Origin of the sequence: uncultured Algibacter sp. (assembly GCF_947487605.1) — a bacterium.
In the GTDB taxonomy this organism is placed as follows: Bacteria; Bacteroidota; Bacteroidia; order Flavobacteriales; family Flavobacteriaceae; genus Algibacter_D.
The window spans coordinates 1-16,857 of record NZ_CANKXK010000008.1; the positions used below are offsets into that span (position 1 = coordinate 1).

Genomic DNA, 16,857 nt, shown 5'->3' on the forward strand with positions numbered 1-16,857 from the left:
ACTCAGCTCGTTTTTGTAAAACTTTGCTGAGTTTTTTTATTCTATTTTTATAAATCAACTTACTTCTGAAAGTGCCTCAAAATTTTGAAATCGCTTTTTATATATTTTAAGTTAAAAGAATTACTTCCCTTTATTTACTTTATCAATATACTTTTTTAAAGCCATAGTCATTGATGGTGTTTCAGGTGTTGGTGCTGCAATATCAACACGCAAGCCTTTTTCCTTAACAGCTTTAATTGTTGTATTTCCAAATACTGCAATACGCGTTTCATTTTGTTGAAAATCTGGAAAATTCTGAAACAATGATTCAATACCAGAAGGGCTAAAGAACACCAAAACATCGTAATAAACATCGGCTAAATCAGACAAATCACTTACTACCGTTTTATAGAATGTGGCTTGTTTCCAATCTACACCAAGTCCATTTAATATTTCAGGAACTGCAGGCTTCACTTTATCTGTATTAGGTAATAAGAATTTTTCATCCTTGTATTTCTTAATTAAAGGAGAAAGTTCAGCAAAAGTACGTTTACCAACATAAATTTTTCGCTTTCTATATACTACGTATTTTTGCAAATAATAAGCAACCGCTTCAGACTGACAGAAATATTTCATTGAGTCTGGAACTTTAAAACGCATTTCTTCAGCAATTCTAAAAAAATGATCTACCGCATTTCTACTCGTCAAAATAATTGCTGAGTAGTTATTTAAATCTATTTTTTGATGTCTAATTTCTTTAGCAGAAACACCTTCAACATGAATAAATGGTCTAAAATCAATCTTCACCTTTTGTTTTTCTTGTAAATCGAAATAAGGAGAATTTTCTATTTTAGGCTCGGGTTGCGATACCAAAATCGTTTTCACTTTCATATGCAGCAAGTAGTTTGTTCAATTAATTCGAAACAAAAACCTTATATAAAATGATATAGGGCGCGATTTCGAGAGCGCAAAGATACAAAATAAAATAAAATAAGTTGTTTTTTATTAAACTTTGATGCGTTTTAAATGAAGTAATTAGCCCAATAATATTAACAGTTAATAATAGAACTCCCATTACATAAAATAAAATTAATGTTGGTTTTAATGTAAAGATTAATAGTGCATTAATTGGCAACAACAAAAGACCTAAATAATTTTTGTAAGTAATTTTTTGAAATAAATATTCATCAATTAATTTATCAATCTCAAAAAGGCTACCAACTAATCGTTCTACCAAAACTTTTATTAAAAAAAAGGCTCCGATACCAAATGTTAACTTAAACAAGAAGTTTATTGATACAACTGTAGTATCTGTTAGATATTGGAATATGATAAACACAAAAATCCCTGCAGAAACAATAAGGTTTGTAAACAATAAAGCATCAAACTTATCGAAAAATTTCTGCTCTCTCGCATATATTTTGAGGTATTTAGTACGTCCAAACACAAATACAAAATCGTAAAATCGCTTGGAAGAGACTAATTTTGCCATGGTAATTATCACTAAACTAGCAACAATTAATACCGTAAACAATTCATTTGAAGAGACAGCGCGAATCATGGGTTAAAATTATTATAAATATTTAATTCAGGCTTAATTATTAAGGAATATTTAAAATAAATAATCGCCTAATAGTTTACATTTGCTAAAATTATTGGTTTTAACCAAACAGACCCATGCAGAACACTGTTGTTATTATTCCAACATATAATGAAGTTGAAAACATAGAGGCTATTATAAAAGCAGTGTTTTCAGAATCTGATGAGATTCATATTCTGATAGTTGACGATAATTCTCCAGACCTAACAGCCTTAAAAGTAAAAGAGTTACAAAAGGATTTTCCTGACAGATTATTTTTAGAATCTCGTAACGAAAAATCTGGATTAGGCACAGCATATATTCATGGTTTTAAATGGAGTTTAAAAAGATTGTATCAGTACATATTTGAAATGGATGCCGATTTTTCGCATAACCCAAAAGATTTAATTCGTCTTTATAATGCATGTAAAAATGATGGCGCAGATTTAGCCATTGGGAGTCGTTACGTTACAGGTGTTAATGTAGTTAATTGGCCTATGAGTCGTGTTTTAATGTCTTATTTGGCTTCAAAATACGTACGCTTAATTACAGGAATGAAAATACACGATACGACTGCAGGATTTATTTGTTACAAACGAAAAGTTCTCGAATCACTTAATTTAGAAGCAATTAAATTTATTGGTTATGCATTTCAAATAGAAATGAAATTTAAAACCTATTTAAAAGAATTTAAAATTGTTGAAGTACCAGTTATATTTACAGATAGAACTAAAGGAGAATCTAAGTTAAGTTCTGGAATAATTTCTGAAGCTATTTTTGGCGTTATTTCAATGAAAATAAAAAGTATATTTAAGAAAAGCTGAAAAGAAGATGAAGTTAAAAACCACACTTATAAAAAATGCCAATATTGTTAATGAGGGTAAGGTTTTCAATGGTGATATATTAATTGAAGGTGAGTTTATAAAAGAAATTAGCGACTCCATAAGTGCTAAATCTGCCGATGTTTATGTAATTGATGCCGAAGGTAAATATTTATTACCTGGCGCCATAGACGATCAAGTTCATTTTAGGGAACCTGGATTAACACATAAGGCCAATATTAAAACAGAATCGAGAGCAGCTATAGCAGGTGGCATTACTTCGTTTATTGAAATGCCTAATACAAATCCACAGACCACAACTATTGAAAAACTAGAAGAAAAATTTGAAATAGCCTCTAAAACCTCAGCTGCCAATTACTCATTTATGTTTGGCGGCACCAACGATAATTTAGATGAAATATTAAAAGTTGACCCAAAATCTGTTGCGGGATTAAAGTTATTTTTAGGCTCTTCTACAGGTAACATGCTGGTTGATGACCCTGCAGTTCTTGAAAAAATATTTAAGAGTACCAATATGGTTATTTCGGTTCATTGTGAAGATGAAGCAACCATCAAAAAAAACCTCAAGGAACATATCGAAAAATACGGAGAAGATATTCCAATTAGCAAACACCCTATTATTCGAAGTGAAGAAGCTTGTTATTTATCTTCATCAAAAGCTATCGAGCTTGCGAAAAAAACAGGAGCGCGGTTACATGTTTTTCACTTATCTACTGGAAAAGAAACAAAGTTATTCTCTAATAAAATACCTTTAAAGGATAAAAAAATAACTGCCGAAGTTTGCATTCATCATTTATGGTTTTCGGACGCGGATTACGATAAAAAAGGCACATTTATTAAATGGAATCCTGCCGTAAAGACGAAAAAAGATAGAACTCAATTACTCGAAGCCTTATTGGATGATAGAATTGATGTTATTGCAACAGACCATGCCCCGCATACATTAGAGGAAAAAAATAATAATTACACAAAAGCTCCTTCTGGAGGGCCATTGGTACAACATGCGTTACCAGCTATCTTGGAAATGTTTCATAAAGACAAAATTTCAATAGAAAAAATTGTTGAAAAAATGTGCCATAATCCAGCTATTTTATTTGAAATTGAAAAAAGAGGATATTTAAAAGAGGGATATTATGCCGATATGGTATTAGTAGATTTAAATAACCCTTGGACAGTTACAAAAGAGAATATCCTATACAAATGTGGATGGTCTCCTTTTGAAGGTACTACCTTTAAATCTAGAATAACACATACTTTTATAAACGGTAGCATGGTTTACAATAACTTTAAGTTTTACAACACAAATGCTGCTAAGCGATTAACTTTTAATAGATGATTTTAAAACGATTTACCATACTTTTAGCTGTGCTTGTTATAGCATCAAGTTGTTATAATCTTAAAGGACCTAAAAAACCCAAGAATTTAATTTCTAAGGAGCAGATGATTAATATTTTAATAGATATTAGATTGTTGTCTTCTGCAACTGGTGCCAACAAAAAAGTATTAGATAATCATAATATTATTCCTGAAGCATACATTTACAAAAAATACAAAATTGATAGCTTACAATTTAACTTAAGCAATAATTATTATGCCTATCATGTTGAAGATTACGATGATATTTATGCCAAAATACAGGATAGTCTTAAATACTTAAAAGAATTTTTTACTGAGCTAGAGAAAAAAGAACTTAAAGAACAAAAAGAAAAAGATTCAATCAAAGCTCTTATGGTTAAAGATTCCATAATTCAAATTAAAAAATTAGATTCAATAAAAACTTTTCTAAAAAAAGATTCATTAAGACAACAATCAATACAAAAGAAACTTGATAAAGGGCTTATTCAACCTGTTTCAGATAGTGTAACCCAACAGCAGTAATAGTACTATCTATAGATTTAAAATTATAATTTAATCTCGATTTAATTTTTTCACTACTATAAAACCCTTCGGTTTGTAATGACCTTGCAATATGCCTTGTAAGTTTTCTTTGTTTTCCTGTTATTTTATGTTTCAACCAATCTAATTTCCAAACCAAATTTAACAACCAAGAAGCGGCTAATTTTTTAGGTGGTTTGGTATTCACAGAAATAGCAAGACCTTGTAAAAAATTTTTATAAGACCAATTCTCGGCAACTAGTAAAAAACGTTCGTTTTTAATATCGCTTTTCAAGAGTGTTACCATTATAGACACAACATCTTCAACAGCAACAAGTCCTAGTTTTCCACTAGTATAAAATTTTAATCCTTTATAAGCTCTTTTAAACAAACTTCCTGAGCCATCGGTCCAAATACCTCCACCTAAAATAACTCCTGGATTAACAATAACAACATCTAATCCTTCTTGGGTTGCACGCCAAACTTCCATTTCTGCACCGTATTTAGTTATAGCATAGACATTATTATCTTCATCTGGATTCCAATTTGTATCCTCTGTTATTGGTTTATTATTTAATTCTTTCCCTAAAGTAGCTACCGAGCTAACATAACACAGTTTCTTAACATTGTTGGCTAAACAAATATTAACGATATTGGCAGTACCTTCAATATTTGTACGTCTCAATAAATGATATTTATCTGGTTCAAAAGAAACAAAAGCGGCGCAATGATAGGCATAATCAATATTTTTAAAAGCTTCGGTCAATGCAGGAACATCTAAAATATCAGCTTTAACCCAATCTATTTTTTTAAATACACTTTCAACATCTTCAGTATAACAAGAAAAAACACTTTTAACATTCTTAAGTTTATTATCGTTCCTATAAATAGCTCTTACCTTTTCATTGGCTATAACTAGCTTATAAAGTAAATGCGCTCCAACTAAACCCGTGCTTCCTGTTACTAAAATCATACAACTAATGTAAAGAATTATTCAGAATGAGTGAGTAATTATACTTGTATTTTTATATTTGCCCTAGTTTATAAAAGATCCTATAAAATGATTAAGAATTTTGTTGAAGAATTAACTTGGAGAGGTATGATTCATACCGTAATGCCTGGAGCAGAAGAACATTTAATGGAAACTATGCGTAGCGCCTATATTGGGTTCGACCCTACTGCAGATTCTTTACATATTGGAAATCTTGTCCCTATTATGTTATTAGCGCATTACCAAAGGTGCGGACATAAACCCGTTGCATTGGTAGGCGGAGCTACTGGTATGATTGGCGATCCTTCGGGAAAATCTAACGAGCGTAATTTATTAGATGAAAAAACATTGCGTCACAACCAAGAAGCTATAAAAAATCAATTGGCTCATTTTTTAGATTTTGAAAGCAATTCTGAAAATGCAGCTGTTTTAGTGAATAATTACGATTGGATGAAAGACTTTTCGTTTCTTGAATTTATTCGCGATGTTGGAAAACACATTACTGTAAACTATATGATGGCCAAAGATTCTGTTAAAAATAGAATTTCTGCAGAAGAAACATCGGAAGGCATGAGTTTTACAGAATTCACTTATCAATTGGTTCAAGGCTACGATTTTCTTCATTTATATAAGGCCAACAATTGTACTATTCAAATGGGTGGTAGCGACCAATGGGGAAATATTACAACTGGAACCGAATTAATAAGGCGTATTGGCGGTGGCAAAGGATTTGCTATAACCTGTCCATTAATTACAAAATCTGATGGTTCTAAATTCGGAAAATCTGAAGGTGGTAATGTATGGCTAGATGCCAATAGGACATCTCCTTATAAATTTTATCAATATTGGTTAAATTCTAGCGATGAAGATGCTGAAAAGTACATTAAGATTTTTACATTTTTAAATGAAGAAGCTATTAATAGCTTAATTAAAGAGCATGCTGAAGCACCTCATTTAAGAGTTTTACAAAAACGTTTGGCAGAGGAGTTAACAACAATGGTACACTCTAAAGAAGATTTAAATAATGCAGTAAAAGCGAGTAGTATTCTATTTGGAAAATCAACTAGTGACGATTTAAAAGCGCTCAATGAGCAAACGTTTTTAGATGTATTTGATGGGGTACCTCAAACAGAAATCTCTAGCGCAGATATTGAAGAAGGATTAGACATTATAGCCGCATTAGCTGAAAAAGGCGGATTTTTAAAATCCAATGGAGAAGCGCGTCGCGCTTTAAAAGAAAACTCTATTTCTGTAAACAAGGAAAAAGTAAAAGAAGCCCATAAAATTACTGCAAAAGACTTGATTAATAATAAGTTTGTATTGTTACAGCGAGGAAAGAAAAACTACTTTGTATTATCTATAAAATAAAGAAAAGCCTGATTTAAAAATCAGGCTTTTAACTAACCAACCAACTAAAAAAATTAATTTTTCTTTTTCTTAGCGATTATATAGTCGTAATGTTTTTACAAACCTTACAACACCATTAAATTACATCCTCGAATATCTGAATTATCAAAGCGTCCAACAATTTCAAAAGAACCATCTTTATATACTTTGCCTAAATCTTGAGTAGCAATAAAAGAGCAAGAATTAATATTTGCTAAGTCAATAATATTAATGCCACCTGTTTGTTCATAATTCTGAATGCTTAAAGCATCCTCGGTATCTCGAGTTAAAACCCGCATCCATTTCGGGCAGTTAAAAGCACCCTCCCCCTTTGAATATGCCTGACTTAAAAGCTCTGTCATTCCATATTCACTATGGATAGTTTCAACACCAAAACCCTCTTTTAATTTATCATGAAGCTCTGCGCGAATTAATTCTTTCCGCCTTCCTTTCATTCCACCTGTTTCCATAATTATGGTGTTTTTTAAATTGAATTTATATGATTCAACTAAATCTAATAAGGCAAAAGAAACACCAATTAATAATATTTTTTTACCAATGGAATCAAGTTTCTTTAAAGTACTTGTTAACTCAGATAAATTATTCAAATAGAATCCGCTATTAGCAGAATGTGATTGTTTAATAAAATTATCGACCATGTAGATTAGTGACGAACCTTCTCTCTCTAAATATGAAGGCAAAAGCGCTAAAATGGTATAGTCTTCAATGTTGCCATAAAAATGTGCAAATCCTTCCGTAAAACTATGCTTGTATAACTCAAGGTTGGTTACATAGTGTTTACTTGTAGTACTTCCCGTTGTACCAGAACTAGTGAAAGTAGCCTCAATGGATTCTTTAGAACTTAAAACATTATGCGTTTTGAAAAATTGTATTGGTAAAAACGGAATGTCCTTTATTGTTTTTACATCACTTGGATCTCGATTAATTAAATCGCAGAAAGACCGATACACTTTGTTGTTTCTAAACTGAAATTTAAAAACCTCAAGAGCCATTTTCTCAAAGTCGCTTTTAGTTTTTATTTTGAATATGGCTTGGGTATCTATCATAAAATATACAATAACACAAAAGTAGCTAAATAAAAAAGCGTCGCCAATAGGCAACGCTTTTAAAATATTGATGAAAATTCTATTTATTGAATAACTAGTTTCTTAGTGGAGATAGAATTATCTTGAGATGCTTTTAAAATGTAAACTCCAGACTTTAATTTAGAAACGTCTAATCGATTATTTTCTAAAGATTCATTTATAACTTGCTTACCAAGAATGTCGTAAATTTTTACTACCATTTTAGAGTTGCTTTTGCTTGAAATGCTTACATATCCTAAACTTGTTGGGTTAGGATACATATTAAATGCCTCTATTTGGTTTTTATTGGTTGATAATGACGAGCAATCTGATAGCACTAAACTTCCAAGGTCTGGACAGCTAGTATCATAAATTCCAATATCAGATAATGTCCATGAAGAAAAGGTGTCACTATCTAAATATTGAATGCCTATATATACACTTGATCCTGCAGAAGGTATACTTATGTTATAATATCCTTCACTACCACTAGAAATAGTTTGTGCTAAAGACCAGGTAGTAATACTACTATCAGGGCAACCACCATATGCATTAGTATAATAAACTGATAAATCAGTACCACTAAACCCTTCATCTGAGTTAAGAACTAATTCTGTTCCAGCCGCACTTGACATATCTAAGGGTCCAAAAACTAACCAACTATCAGTTGTTACTTCTGTACAGCCACTACAGAAACCATTAATCGAATAAGATCCAGGATTAAAAAACCAGTTATCCCCATCTTCATTAGCCGTGATTTGAACAATTTCAAATTCATTGGGGCCTGTTAAATCATAACATGATGTAGGCAGACATTCTGTAACTGGAATAGCACCAGAAGATGTTCTCCCATCACAAAGACCGTTGTCTAACGTTACATCCCAGCTATCACCTTCAGAAAGTCCAGTAATTGTTATAGTCCCGTCTGAAACACTAGCTGGAGCATCACCTCCAATCGAACCTCCAGAAGTTGTAGATAATGTAATTGAGGCATCAGAACCAGTATAAGGAATATTTACTGTTACACTATCAGAATCTCCTGTTGTAGTAGCATTACAAGTATAAGTTGCGTCTCCAAAAGTGACACCACACGAAACAAATCCATCAACAATTCTAATGTTATCAATAGAAATATCTTCATCTCCTGCTCCTAAATCTTCAAAAACCAATCTGATGTCAACAACATTACCTGTTAATAGTGGCACAGCAAATTCTGAAAACACATCCGTTAATGCAGTCCCGTCTCCAATACCATCTAAGTCAGTATCTTGAAGAGGCGCTGAAACATTAGAGCCAGATGTTCCAGTAGTAGCAAATTGTAGTACTTTAGTGAATGACCCCGAATTATCGTAATCAACTTCAATATAAAATAAATCTCCTCCATCCCAATCGAAATTAGAATCACTCGGTTGATCTTCAGCCAAAAGAATAGCTAAGGTAAGGTCAGTATAAGTTGAAATATCAACATCATCAAAAAACAAAGTTTGTGTTGTAGACCCTCCACTGCCAGTACTATTCGCAGCGTCTAAATCCATAGCAGCAAAACCAAAATCATTATGCTGTCCTAAAACACTATAAAATGTACCAACAATTAAATCAGCAGCATCTTCTGCTGTATTATTAAAATTAGTTCTTCCAAAAAAATCTCCAGAACCGTCACTAAATTCAGGAATTGAAGTTGAATATCTGGATCCGTTACCATCAGTTTCAAAAGATTCTTCAAAAACTGTTGTCTGCCCAAAAGTAAGCCCCGATATTAAAAATGTAAAAAATAAAATGTAAAGTTTTTTCATGATTATAAAAATTATTTAAAGAATTAGTCACTCTAAAAATAATAATACTTTTTAATATAAAACTAAAAAAACAGCCAATTAGGCTGTTTTTTTAGAATGTAATAACTTTATCCTTACTTTATTACCAATTTTCTAGTTTCACTAATACTATTTTCTGTAATTTTTATAAAATACACACCTGTGGATAATCGAGAAATATTAAGTTCTCTACCATTTAAAACGGTTGCATAAATTTTCTTCCCAATAACATTAAAAAACTCTATTTGTTTTATACTATTATATCTTGTGGTAATATTAACAAACTGTCTATTGTTGGTTACTGGATTTGGATAAATAGAAAGTGCTTCTATTTTTTGTGTATCAGATTCTTTTCCATTAAAATCTTGTGCAAATACTTTGGGAATTGCAAAGAATGATAAAGTAAAAAATAAAATAAAAACGTAGTTTTTTATCATAGTAGGATTTTATAAGCTAAAGTTAATAAATAATTACAAAAGTTATATCAAAATAAATAATAAAATTATTCTTTTCCTTACAAAGGTTAATAGAGTGTTACCATATTGTTATTTGTTGTAACATTTCTAAAAATTAGCCTTATAAGTTTTATATTTACTTTTGCAATAGTTATAAACTATCAAATTTTATAATGGATAAAAAGGATATAAAAATATTATTAGTCGATGATGAAGCAGATATTCTGGAAATAGTAGGTTATAATCTATCAAGTGAAGGCTACCAGATTATTACTGCAGAAAATGGCTTAGAAGGTTTAAAAAAAGCTAAAAAAGAATTACCTCAATTAATAATTTTGGATGTTATGATGCCAGAAATGGATGGTATTGAAGCATGTGAGCAAATACGGAAAGTACCTAATTTAAAAGATACCATAATTACATTTTTAACGGCAAGAGGCGAAGATTATTCGCAAGTAGCTGGTTTTGATGCTGGCGCCGATGATTATATAACCAAACCTATAAAACCTAAAGTTTTAGTTAGTAAAGTAAAAGCACTATTAAGACGTTTTAAGGAAGATGCGGTTACTAGTACTGTAAAAATTGGAAATCTTGTTATTGACAGAGAAGAATATAAAATAAGCCTGAAAGGAGAAGAAATAATTTTGCCAAGAAAAGAGTTTGAGTTACTGTCTTTATTAACATCAAAACCAGGAAAAGTTTTTAAACGCGATGAAATTCTTGATAAGGTTTGGGGAAATGAAGTTATTGTTGGAGGAAGAACTATTGATGTACACATTAGAAAACTGCGCGAAAAAATTGGTGATAAAAGTTTTAAAACAGTAAAAGGAGTTGGCTATAAGTTTGTAGAATAATGCAACCTAAATTTAAGAAAACATATAGATTTGCGGCTAAAACGTCGTTATATATTACTTTGTGTGTAACACTCTTAATGAGTGTTTTTTTATATTATTTTTTTGAAATAGATTGGCAGCTTTTATCACTACTTACTATAATAATCTACCTAACTTCATTCATTCTTATCCAGTTCCGTATCGAGCGCTTTATTTATAGAAGAGTAAAAAAAATATACGACGATTTAACACTTTTAGAATCCACAACGCTATCTAAAAGCTCTATTACCACAGATATGGGTACACTTACCCAAGAAATAGACAGATTTGCTCGTGACAAAAAATTAGAGATTGAAACTTTAAAAGTACGCGAACAATATAGAAAAGAATTCTTTGGAAATGTATCTCATGAATTAAAAACGCCATTATTTACGGTTCAAGGTTATATCTTAACCCTTTTAGATGGCGCAATGAATGATGAAAAAATACGAGAGAAATATTTAAAACGAGCCAGTAAAGGTGTTGAAAGATTAAGCTACATAGTAAAAGACTTAGACATGATTACAAAACTTGAAGTAGGTGATTTAAGTTTAAAATTGGTGAAGTTTGACATAGTAGAACTTGTTAAAAATGTTTTCGAAATGTTTGAAATGAGCGCCAGTAAAAACAAGGTAACACTTACTTTCGATATGGATTATCCCAATCCTATTTTTGTAATAGCAGATAAAGAACGTATACAGCAAGTATTAACTAATCTCATAGTTAATTCAATAAAATATGGAAATCAAAAAGGTACTACAGAAGTAAGTATTGAAAACCTAATAAAAAACAAAGTTATTGTTAGAGTAACAGATAATGGCGAAGGCATCGAAAAAGCCAATATCCCACGCCTTTTCGAACGTTTTTATCGTGTAGATAAAAGTGGCGCACGTAGCGAAGGTGGCTCTGGCTTAGGACTATCGATTGTTAAGCATATTATTGAAGCACACGACGAAAAAATTTATGTAGAAAGTGAATATGGTGTAGGCAGTGAATTCTCATTCACTTTAGAAAAGGCTAAATAGCTCTTTAAAATTTAAATTAGCTTCTATTAATTCAAGCCCTTTAAAATCATCAACTTCTTTAAGTTTTTCTATTCGAAATTCATCTTGGGTACAACTAGGAACCAAACCTAATTCTGTTAATCGTTTTGCTAAATACTCCTGTTCAAATTGTCCTGGAGTTGGAATAAAAAAAGCTTTTTTTTCTAATTTGGCTAAATCCATTATAGTTGTATAACCCGACCTTGAAATAATAAGAGCACTTTCATTTATTGTTTTTTCTAATTCTTCAGAAGTCATAAAATTATAAATAATCATATTTCCTTTTACCTCATAAGTTTGTTCGTCTTGCATCATCCCTCTTATAAAAACAACTTTCCTTTTATATTTTTTTAGCTCTAGTAAAAGTTTTTCTTCTAACAAGGCACGCTGTGGTTCTGGTCCAGATAACAATACCAGTAAATCATTTTTAATAGGTAAACTAAATTTTGAAAACCGACTTAAAGGGCCTAAATATTTCGTTGGCATATCAAAACCATCAGTATGTCCTAGTTTACCACTTAAATTAATATCTCCTTCACTATCTGGAATCCAGCATTCATCAAACTTACTAATAAATTTTTGATGTATTTTTGTGCTTATCCAAGTGGTGTTTCCACTTAAAACATTTAATTGATGTGTAATAATTACCGATGGTATTTTATTACTGCAAACTCCTAACCTATTGTCCGAAATGATTGCTGAAATATTATAGGTCTCTATAATAACCTTAGTAGCTTTCTTTTCATTATTAATAGCCCTTAATAACTTAGGAGAATTTTTAAGTAATTTTAGTTTAAAATATTCTCCAGACCTTGTATAAGTAACATTATAAAACGGAAGCTCTATAGAAATTAGTTGCGGAAACTCCTTTTGCAAAAGCAATAAAGCAACACCATTGCTAGCAAGTATTGGCTCGAAACCACAATCAAGTAAAGCCTTAATAATAGGAATACAGCGTGTTGCATGACCCAAACCCCAATTAAGAGGCGCAACTAAAATTCTTTTCTTCATAAGCCTATATCTAGAACAAAATAAAAGGTTTTAAAACCAATAAATTAGTTTTCGATAAATTCAAAGGTAAGCATATAAGCACTCTTATATATTTCCTTAATTTTACCAAAAATATTATACATAACAAAAAGTAGTTAATATACATTGGGAAGCAAAAACAAACTTAGAAGATTTAAAGAAAATGAAACGTTTGCTAACGTATTTCAACCAACACGTGATGAATTAGTTAATGCTAATTTCAACTTTAAAGGTCATTGGCAAAAAAACGTTTTTAAAAATAATAACGCTTTAGTTTTAGAATTAGGTTGTGGAAAAGGCGAATATTCTGTGGCTTTGGCTAAAAGATATCCTCATAAAAATTTCATTGGCATCGATATTAAAGGTGCTCGTTTTTGGCGTGGTGCTAAAACTGCAATTGAAGAAAATATTCCAAATGTTGCTTTTCTTCGTACCCAAATTGAATTAATTGACCACGCATTTGCAGAAAATGAAGTAGATGAAATCTGGATTACTTTTCCAGATCCTCAAATAAAATACAAACGCACAAAACATCGCATGACAAATGCTGAATTTTTAAAACGCTATAAGAAGATTTTAAAATCTGATGGTGTTGTAAACTTAAAAACTGATAGTGAGTTTATGCACGGCTATACACTTGGGCTGCTTCATGGTGCTGGACACGAAGTGTTATACGCGAATCATAATGTTTACAAGCAAGAAGGAAGTCCAGAAGAAGTGACGAGTATTCAAACTTTTTATGAATCGCAATATTTAGAACAAAACAAACCAATTACTTATATTAGATTCAAAATTAAATAATAGGTGGACATAACTTTTATTTTCTTATTAGGTTTATTTTTTGCTTTTATAGGTGTTATTCCTCCTGGGTTGTTAAATATGACTGCTGCTAAAATAAGTTTAAAAGAAGGTCATTCTAGAGGCATCATGTTTTCAATAGGTGTTTGTGTTATTGTTTTTTTTCAAACTTATATTGCCTCTATTTTTGCACGTTATTTAAGTAAGCACCACGAGATTGTCGATATTCTGCAGCGAGTAGCTTTAATAATTTTCATTTTAATAACTGTTTATTATTTATTAATTGCAAAATCAAATCCTAAGCAACAGGTAGAACCTAAAATAAGAAGTAAACACAGTCGCTTTTTTCATGGTGTTTTCTTATCTGCAATAAATGTTTTTCCTATTCCATACCAAGCTTATATGACGATTACACTTGCGTCCGTTGGTTTGCTTTCTTTCGACCAAACAAGCATTATATCTTATGTTTCGGGAGCTACAATGGGTACATTTGTTATGCTATATATGTATATATTTTTCTTCGATAAAGTAAAAAGTAAATCCTTTACATCTCAAAAGAATATGAATCGAATTATTGGAGGTATAACAGGTATTATTTCTATTATTACCCTAGTTAATATTATAAGAGAATTCTAAAAATGAAACCTGAGACTCTTAATTTCTTTGATAAGGTATACGAAGTAGCAAAACAAATTCCTTATGGCCGTGTAACAAGCTACGGTGCCATTGCAAAATACCTTGGAGCAGCAAAAAGTGCTCGTATGGTTGGATATGCTATGAATGGTTCTGTAGGCAAAGATGTTCCAGCACATCGAATAGTTAATAGAAAAGGTTTGTTAACTGGAAAACATCATTTTAATGGTACAAACTTAATGCAACAACTTCTAGAAAGTGAAGGGATAAAGGTTGTTAATAATCAAGTTCAAGATTTGAATACTGTCTTTTGGGATCCAATTTCTCTACAAGAAAAATTATAAAGCTTTAAAAACAGGCTTAATAACCAAAGGCACTTTTTCGTCTGTAGATAGTTTTAAGATATTTGAAAGTAGATTTGTTTCATTTTTAAATAGTGATTTTTTTAACAATTGCATTTCTTCTTCCATATTCTCTCGTATTTGTTTTTTTAGCTTATCTGTAAAAGACAGATTAAATACTTTTTTATAAAGGAAAATATGATTTGAAAGAATGACCTCTTCATCGCTAATGCTAACAGCGACCTTATTTTTTTCATCTATTAAATAATACTCATCAGATATTGGAGAAATCAATTTTTTTATTTCTTTGTTTTTCGAAAAATTATTAACGATGTCAACAATATACTGAGCATCCTCTTTCAATGGTTTTTTCTTAAATGTAAACATGATATTCTAGTTTAATTGATCTGTATGAATCAATATGTTTATACCTTTAAGAAGCAACATGCATGCTAAAGTCACAAATATCAAGGGTTTTTCGTTGAAATCATTCAAATTATAGCTAAACAGCATGTTTGACTTGTATTATAGTTTTACCTGATTTTAAACAAAATACGCTAAAATAAGCTCTACAATCAGCATATAATTTACACCAATGTTTTCATAAATAAAAGTTGTTGGACCACCAAGAATAATATGGTTTTAATGTATATATTTGCATTTTAGAATGATTCTTAATAAATATAATGAAGCTCAATAAACAAGATATATTAAAGGCTCTAGAGTCTATTACAGTGCCTGGAGAAGGACAAAATATGGTTGAAAGTGGTGCCGTTAAAAATGTGATAACATTTGGTGATGAAGTTATTGTAGATATCACCATAAAAAATCCAAGTTTACAAGCAAAAAAACGCACAGAGGTTGATATTTTAAAAACTATTCATGAAAAAGTTTATGAAAAGGCTAAAATAACTGTGAATATAAAAGTTGATGCCCCTGCAAAACCTAAAGCAAATGTTATAAAAGGAAATCCAATACCAGGGATTCAAAATATTGTTGCTGTGGCTTCTGGAAAAGGAGGTGTTGGAAAATCAACAGTTACTGCAAATTTAGCAGTTACTTTAGCTAAAATGGGCTTTAAAGTTGGTGTTTTAGATGCCGATATTTATGGGCCATCAATTCCTATTATGTTCGATGTTGAAACTGAGAAACCTTTAGCTGTTAATATTGGTGGAAAATCTAAAATGAAACCCATAGAAAATTATGGTGTAAAAGTTTTGTCAATAGGATTCTTTACGCAGCCAAATCAAGCAGTAGTTTGGCGTGGTCCCATGGCAGCTAAGGCACTAAATCAAATGATTTTTGATGCTCATTGGGGAGAACTAGATTTCTTGTTACTCGATTTGCCTCCTGGAACGGGAGATATTCATTTAAGCATTATGCAATCGCTTCCTATTACGGGAGCTGTAATAGTAAGCACACCCCAAAATGTAGCTTTAGCCGATGCTAAAAAGGGGGTAGCCATGTTTCAACAAGAAAGTATTAATGTCCCTGTTTTAGGAATTATAGAAAACATGGCTTATTTTACACCAGATGAGCTTCCAGATAATAAATATTATATCTTTGGTGAAAAAGGTGCTAAAAATTTGGCTGAAGATTTAAAGGTTCCTTTCTTAGGAGAATTACCATTAGTACAAAGTATTCGTGAGGCAGGAGATATAGGTCGTCCTGCAGCATTGCAAACAGCAACAGCTTTAGAACATGCATTCGAAAAATTAACTCGAAATGTAGTAGAAGAAGTTGTAAGACGTAATGATGATTTGCCACCAACCGAGGCTATTAAAATAACAACTATGGCTGGATGTTCAGCAGTTAAAAAATAGAATATGACTTCAGAAGAATTAAAACTTAATGTTGAAAAAGCTTTGGATGAAATTCGCCCATTTCTTCAAAGTGATGGAGGTGATATTTCATTATTATCTATTGAAGAAAACAATACCCTAGTTAAAGTTCAATTACTAGGTGCATGTGTTGGCTGTAGCGTAAATCAAATGACTTTAAAATCTGGAGTAGAAATGACTATAAAAAAATACGCACCTCAAATAGAACAAGTTGTTAATATTGAAATCTAATTTCTTTTTTTAATTCCTACTAAAATAATAGACAATCTTATTTCTAAATAATTCAGAAAGCTTAAA

19 protein-coding genes are annotated in these 16,857 nt (G+C 31.1%); 11 read left to right on the plus strand and 8 right to left on the minus strand.

The genetic code is table 11. The features are described from left to right. Positions 1 to 120: 120 nt before the first annotated feature. Together Q0739_RS10045 and Q0739_RS10050 are read right to left on the minus strand one after the other, a co-directional pair. A complete protein-coding gene (locus tag Q0739_RS10045; protein ID WP_298238596.1) occupies positions 121 to 870 on the minus strand; it encodes a uroporphyrinogen-III synthase in 750 nt (249 codons plus the stop codon). Positions 871 to 892: 22 nt separating this feature from the next. Then, entirely contained in the window at positions 893 to 1,540 is a 648-nt protein-coding gene (locus Q0739_RS10050) for a DUF4271 domain-containing protein (RefSeq protein ID WP_298238597.1), read from the minus strand. A gap of 116 nt (positions 1,541 to 1,656) precedes the next feature. Between Q0739_RS10050 and Q0739_RS10055 the strand changes: the two genes are divergently transcribed. Genes Q0739_RS10055 through Q0739_RS10065 form a run of 3 tightly spaced genes read left to right on the plus strand, consistent with a single transcriptional unit; the run spans position 1,657 to position 4,278 of the window. Further along, positions 1,657 to 2,382, plus strand: a complete 726-nt coding sequence (locus tag Q0739_RS10055; RefSeq protein ID WP_298238598.1) for a polyprenol monophosphomannose synthase — start codon at positions 1,657 to 1,659, stop codon at positions 2,380 to 2,382. A gap of 7 nt (positions 2,383 to 2,389) precedes the next feature. After that, positions 2,390 to 3,736, plus strand: coding sequence for a dihydroorotase (locus tag Q0739_RS10060; protein WP_298238599.1), 1,347 nt, complete (start codon positions 2,390 to 2,392; stop codon positions 3,734 to 3,736). Continuing rightward, positions 3,733 to 4,278, plus strand: coding sequence for a DUF4296 domain-containing protein (locus Q0739_RS10065; protein WP_298238600.1), 546 nt, complete (start codon positions 3,733 to 3,735; stop codon positions 4,276 to 4,278). The genes Q0739_RS10060 and Q0739_RS10065 overlap by 4 nt, the downstream gene beginning before the upstream one ends. On the opposite strand, the gene Q0739_RS10070 is transcribed toward Q0739_RS10065, so the two are convergent. Further along, positions 4,238 to 5,248 carry an NAD-dependent epimerase/dehydratase family protein gene (locus Q0739_RS10070; protein ID WP_298238601.1) on the minus strand — a complete coding sequence of 337 codons (1,011 nt, stop codon included), beginning with the start codon at positions 5,246 to 5,248 and terminating at the stop codon, positions 4,238 to 4,240. The genes Q0739_RS10065 and Q0739_RS10070 overlap by 41 nt on opposite strands. A gap of 87 nt (positions 5,249 to 5,335) precedes the next feature. Between Q0739_RS10070 and tyrS the strand changes: the two genes are divergently transcribed. Beyond that, on the plus strand, positions 5,336 to 6,634 hold the full coding sequence (gene tyrS / locus Q0739_RS10075; protein ID WP_298238602.1) for a tyrosine--tRNA ligase: 1,299 nt from the start codon (positions 5,336 to 5,338) through the stop codon (positions 6,632 to 6,634). 104 nt (positions 6,635 to 6,738) lie between these two features. On the opposite strand, the gene Q0739_RS10080 is transcribed toward tyrS, so the two are convergent. From Q0739_RS10080 to Q0739_RS10090, 3 genes are all read right to left on the minus strand, one after another. Next, positions 6,739 to 7,719: an acyl transferase gene (locus tag Q0739_RS10080; protein ID WP_298238603.1), complete on the minus strand. Its 981-nt coding sequence runs from the start codon at positions 7,717 to 7,719 to the stop codon at positions 6,739 to 6,741. A gap of 83 nt (positions 7,720 to 7,802) precedes the next feature. Next, positions 7,803 to 9,530 (minus strand): T9SS type A sorting domain-containing protein, encoded by a 1,728-nt coding sequence (locus Q0739_RS10085; RefSeq protein WP_298238604.1) that lies wholly within the window; start codon positions 9,528 to 9,530, stop codon positions 7,803 to 7,805. Between the two features lie 113 nt (positions 9,531 to 9,643). After that, positions 9,644 to 9,985 (minus strand): T9SS type A sorting domain-containing protein, encoded by a 342-nt coding sequence (locus Q0739_RS10090; protein WP_298238605.1) that lies wholly within the window; start codon positions 9,983 to 9,985, stop codon positions 9,644 to 9,646. 191 nt (positions 9,986 to 10,176) lie between these two features. On the opposite strand from Q0739_RS10090, the gene Q0739_RS10095 reads away from it, so the two are divergent. Further along, complete coding sequence (locus Q0739_RS10095) at positions 10,177 to 10,857, plus strand: response regulator transcription factor (protein WP_298238606.1); 681 nt, start codon at positions 10,177 to 10,179, stop codon at positions 10,855 to 10,857. Then, positions 10,857 to 11,900, plus strand: a complete 1,044-nt coding sequence (locus tag Q0739_RS10100; protein WP_298238607.1) for an ATP-binding protein — start codon at positions 10,857 to 10,859, stop codon at positions 11,898 to 11,900. Before Q0739_RS10095 ends, Q0739_RS10100 begins: the two co-directional genes overlap by 1 nt. Here the strand turns inward: Q0739_RS10100 and Q0739_RS10105 are convergent. Next, the gene (locus Q0739_RS10105) at positions 11,883 to 12,929 is read right to left on the minus strand and encodes a glycosyltransferase (RefSeq protein WP_298238608.1); all 1,047 of its coding nucleotides are present in this window, start codon (positions 12,927 to 12,929) and stop codon (positions 11,883 to 11,885) included. The two genes, Q0739_RS10100 and Q0739_RS10105, sit on opposite strands and share 18 nt — an antisense overlap. A 144-nt stretch (positions 12,930 to 13,073) precedes the next feature. Between Q0739_RS10105 and trmB the strand changes: the two genes are divergently transcribed. The 3 genes from trmB to Q0739_RS10120 are packed head-to-tail and all read left to right on the plus strand — an operon-like array spanning position 13,074 to position 14,722. Then, positions 13,074 to 13,748 carry a tRNA (guanosine(46)-N7)-methyltransferase TrmB gene (gene trmB / locus Q0739_RS10110; protein WP_298238609.1) on the plus strand — a complete coding sequence of 225 codons (675 nt, stop codon included), beginning with the start codon at positions 13,074 to 13,076 and terminating at the stop codon, positions 13,746 to 13,748. A 3-nt stretch (positions 13,749 to 13,751) separates the two neighbouring features. After that, positions 13,752 to 14,381 (plus strand): LysE family transporter, encoded by a 630-nt coding sequence (locus Q0739_RS10115; protein WP_298238610.1) that lies wholly within the window; start codon positions 13,752 to 13,754, stop codon positions 14,379 to 14,381. Between the two features lie 2 nt (positions 14,382 to 14,383). Next, positions 14,384 to 14,722: an MGMT family protein gene (locus Q0739_RS10120; protein WP_298238611.1), complete on the plus strand. Its 339-nt coding sequence runs from the start codon at positions 14,384 to 14,386 to the stop codon at positions 14,720 to 14,722. On the opposite strand, the gene Q0739_RS10125 is transcribed toward Q0739_RS10120, so the two are convergent. Next, positions 14,717 to 15,106, minus strand: coding sequence for a hypothetical protein (locus tag Q0739_RS10125; RefSeq protein WP_298238612.1), 390 nt, complete (start codon positions 15,104 to 15,106; stop codon positions 14,717 to 14,719). The two genes, Q0739_RS10120 and Q0739_RS10125, sit on opposite strands and share 6 nt — an antisense overlap. 299 nt (positions 15,107 to 15,405) lie before the next feature. Here Q0739_RS10125 and Q0739_RS10130 point away from each other — a divergent pair, with 299 nt between their 5' ends. Further along, complete coding sequence (locus Q0739_RS10130) at positions 15,406 to 16,542, plus strand: Mrp/NBP35 family ATP-binding protein (RefSeq protein ID WP_298238613.1); 1,137 nt, start codon at positions 15,406 to 15,408, stop codon at positions 16,540 to 16,542. Between the two features lie 3 nt (positions 16,543 to 16,545). Beyond that, positions 16,546 to 16,791, plus strand: a complete 246-nt coding sequence (locus Q0739_RS10135; protein WP_298238614.1) for a NifU family protein — start codon at positions 16,546 to 16,548, stop codon at positions 16,789 to 16,791. The last annotated feature ends 66 nt before the right edge of the window (positions 16,792 to 16,857 follow it).

Bases quoted from the DNA above. Each gene is read 5' to 3' on its own strand.
- Q0739_RS10100 (WP_298238607.1), top strand. From the start codon at position 10,857: ATGCAACCTAAATTTAAGAAAACATATAGATTTGCGGCTAAAACGTCG.
- tyrS (WP_298238602.1), top strand. From the start codon at position 5,336: ATGATTAAGAATTTTGTTGAAGAATTAACTTGGAGAGGTATGATTCAT.
- Q0739_RS10120 (WP_298238611.1), top strand. From the start codon at position 14,384: ATGAAACCTGAGACTCTTAATTTCTTTGATAAGGTATACGAAGTAGCA.
- Q0739_RS10090 (WP_298238605.1), bottom strand. From the start codon at position 9,985: ATGATAAAAAACTACGTTTTTATTTTATTTTTTACTTTATCATTCTTT.
- Q0739_RS10125 (WP_298238612.1), bottom strand. From the start codon at position 15,106: ATGTTTACATTTAAGAAAAAACCATTGAAAGAGGATGCTCAGTATATT.
- Q0739_RS10050 (WP_298238597.1), bottom strand. From the start codon at position 1,540: ATGATTCGCGCTGTCTCTTCAAATGAATTGTTTACGGTATTAATTGTT.
- Q0739_RS10135 (WP_298238614.1), top strand. From the start codon at position 16,546: ATGACTTCAGAAGAATTAAAACTTAATGTTGAAAAAGCTTTGGATGAA.
- Q0739_RS10045 (WP_298238596.1), bottom strand. From the start codon at position 870: ATGAAAGTGAAAACGATTTTGGTATCGCAACCCGAGCCTAAAATAGAA.
- Q0739_RS10130 (WP_298238613.1), top strand. From the start codon at position 15,406: ATGAAGCTCAATAAACAAGATATATTAAAGGCTCTAGAGTCTATTACA.
- Q0739_RS10095 (WP_298238606.1), top strand. From the start codon at position 10,177: ATGGATAAAAAGGATATAAAAATATTATTAGTCGATGATGAAGCAGAT.
- Q0739_RS10060 (WP_298238599.1), top strand. From the start codon at position 2,390: ATGAAGTTAAAAACCACACTTATAAAAAATGCCAATATTGTTAATGAG.
- Q0739_RS10070 (WP_298238601.1), bottom strand. From the start codon at position 5,248: ATGATTTTAGTAACAGGAAGCACGGGTTTAGTTGGAGCGCATTTACTT.
- Q0739_RS10080 (WP_298238603.1), bottom strand. From the start codon at position 7,719: ATGATAGATACCCAAGCCATATTCAAAATAAAAACTAAAAGCGACTTT.
- Q0739_RS10065 (WP_298238600.1), top strand. From the start codon at position 3,733: ATGATTTTAAAACGATTTACCATACTTTTAGCTGTGCTTGTTATAGCA.
- Q0739_RS10085 (WP_298238604.1), bottom strand. From the start codon at position 9,530: ATGAAAAAACTTTACATTTTATTTTTTACATTTTTAATATCGGGGCTT.
- Q0739_RS10055 (WP_298238598.1), top strand. From the start codon at position 1,657: ATGCAGAACACTGTTGTTATTATTCCAACATATAATGAAGTTGAAAAC.
- Q0739_RS10105 (WP_298238608.1), bottom strand. From the start codon at position 12,929: ATGAAGAAAAGAATTTTAGTTGCGCCTCTTAATTGGGGTTTGGGTCAT.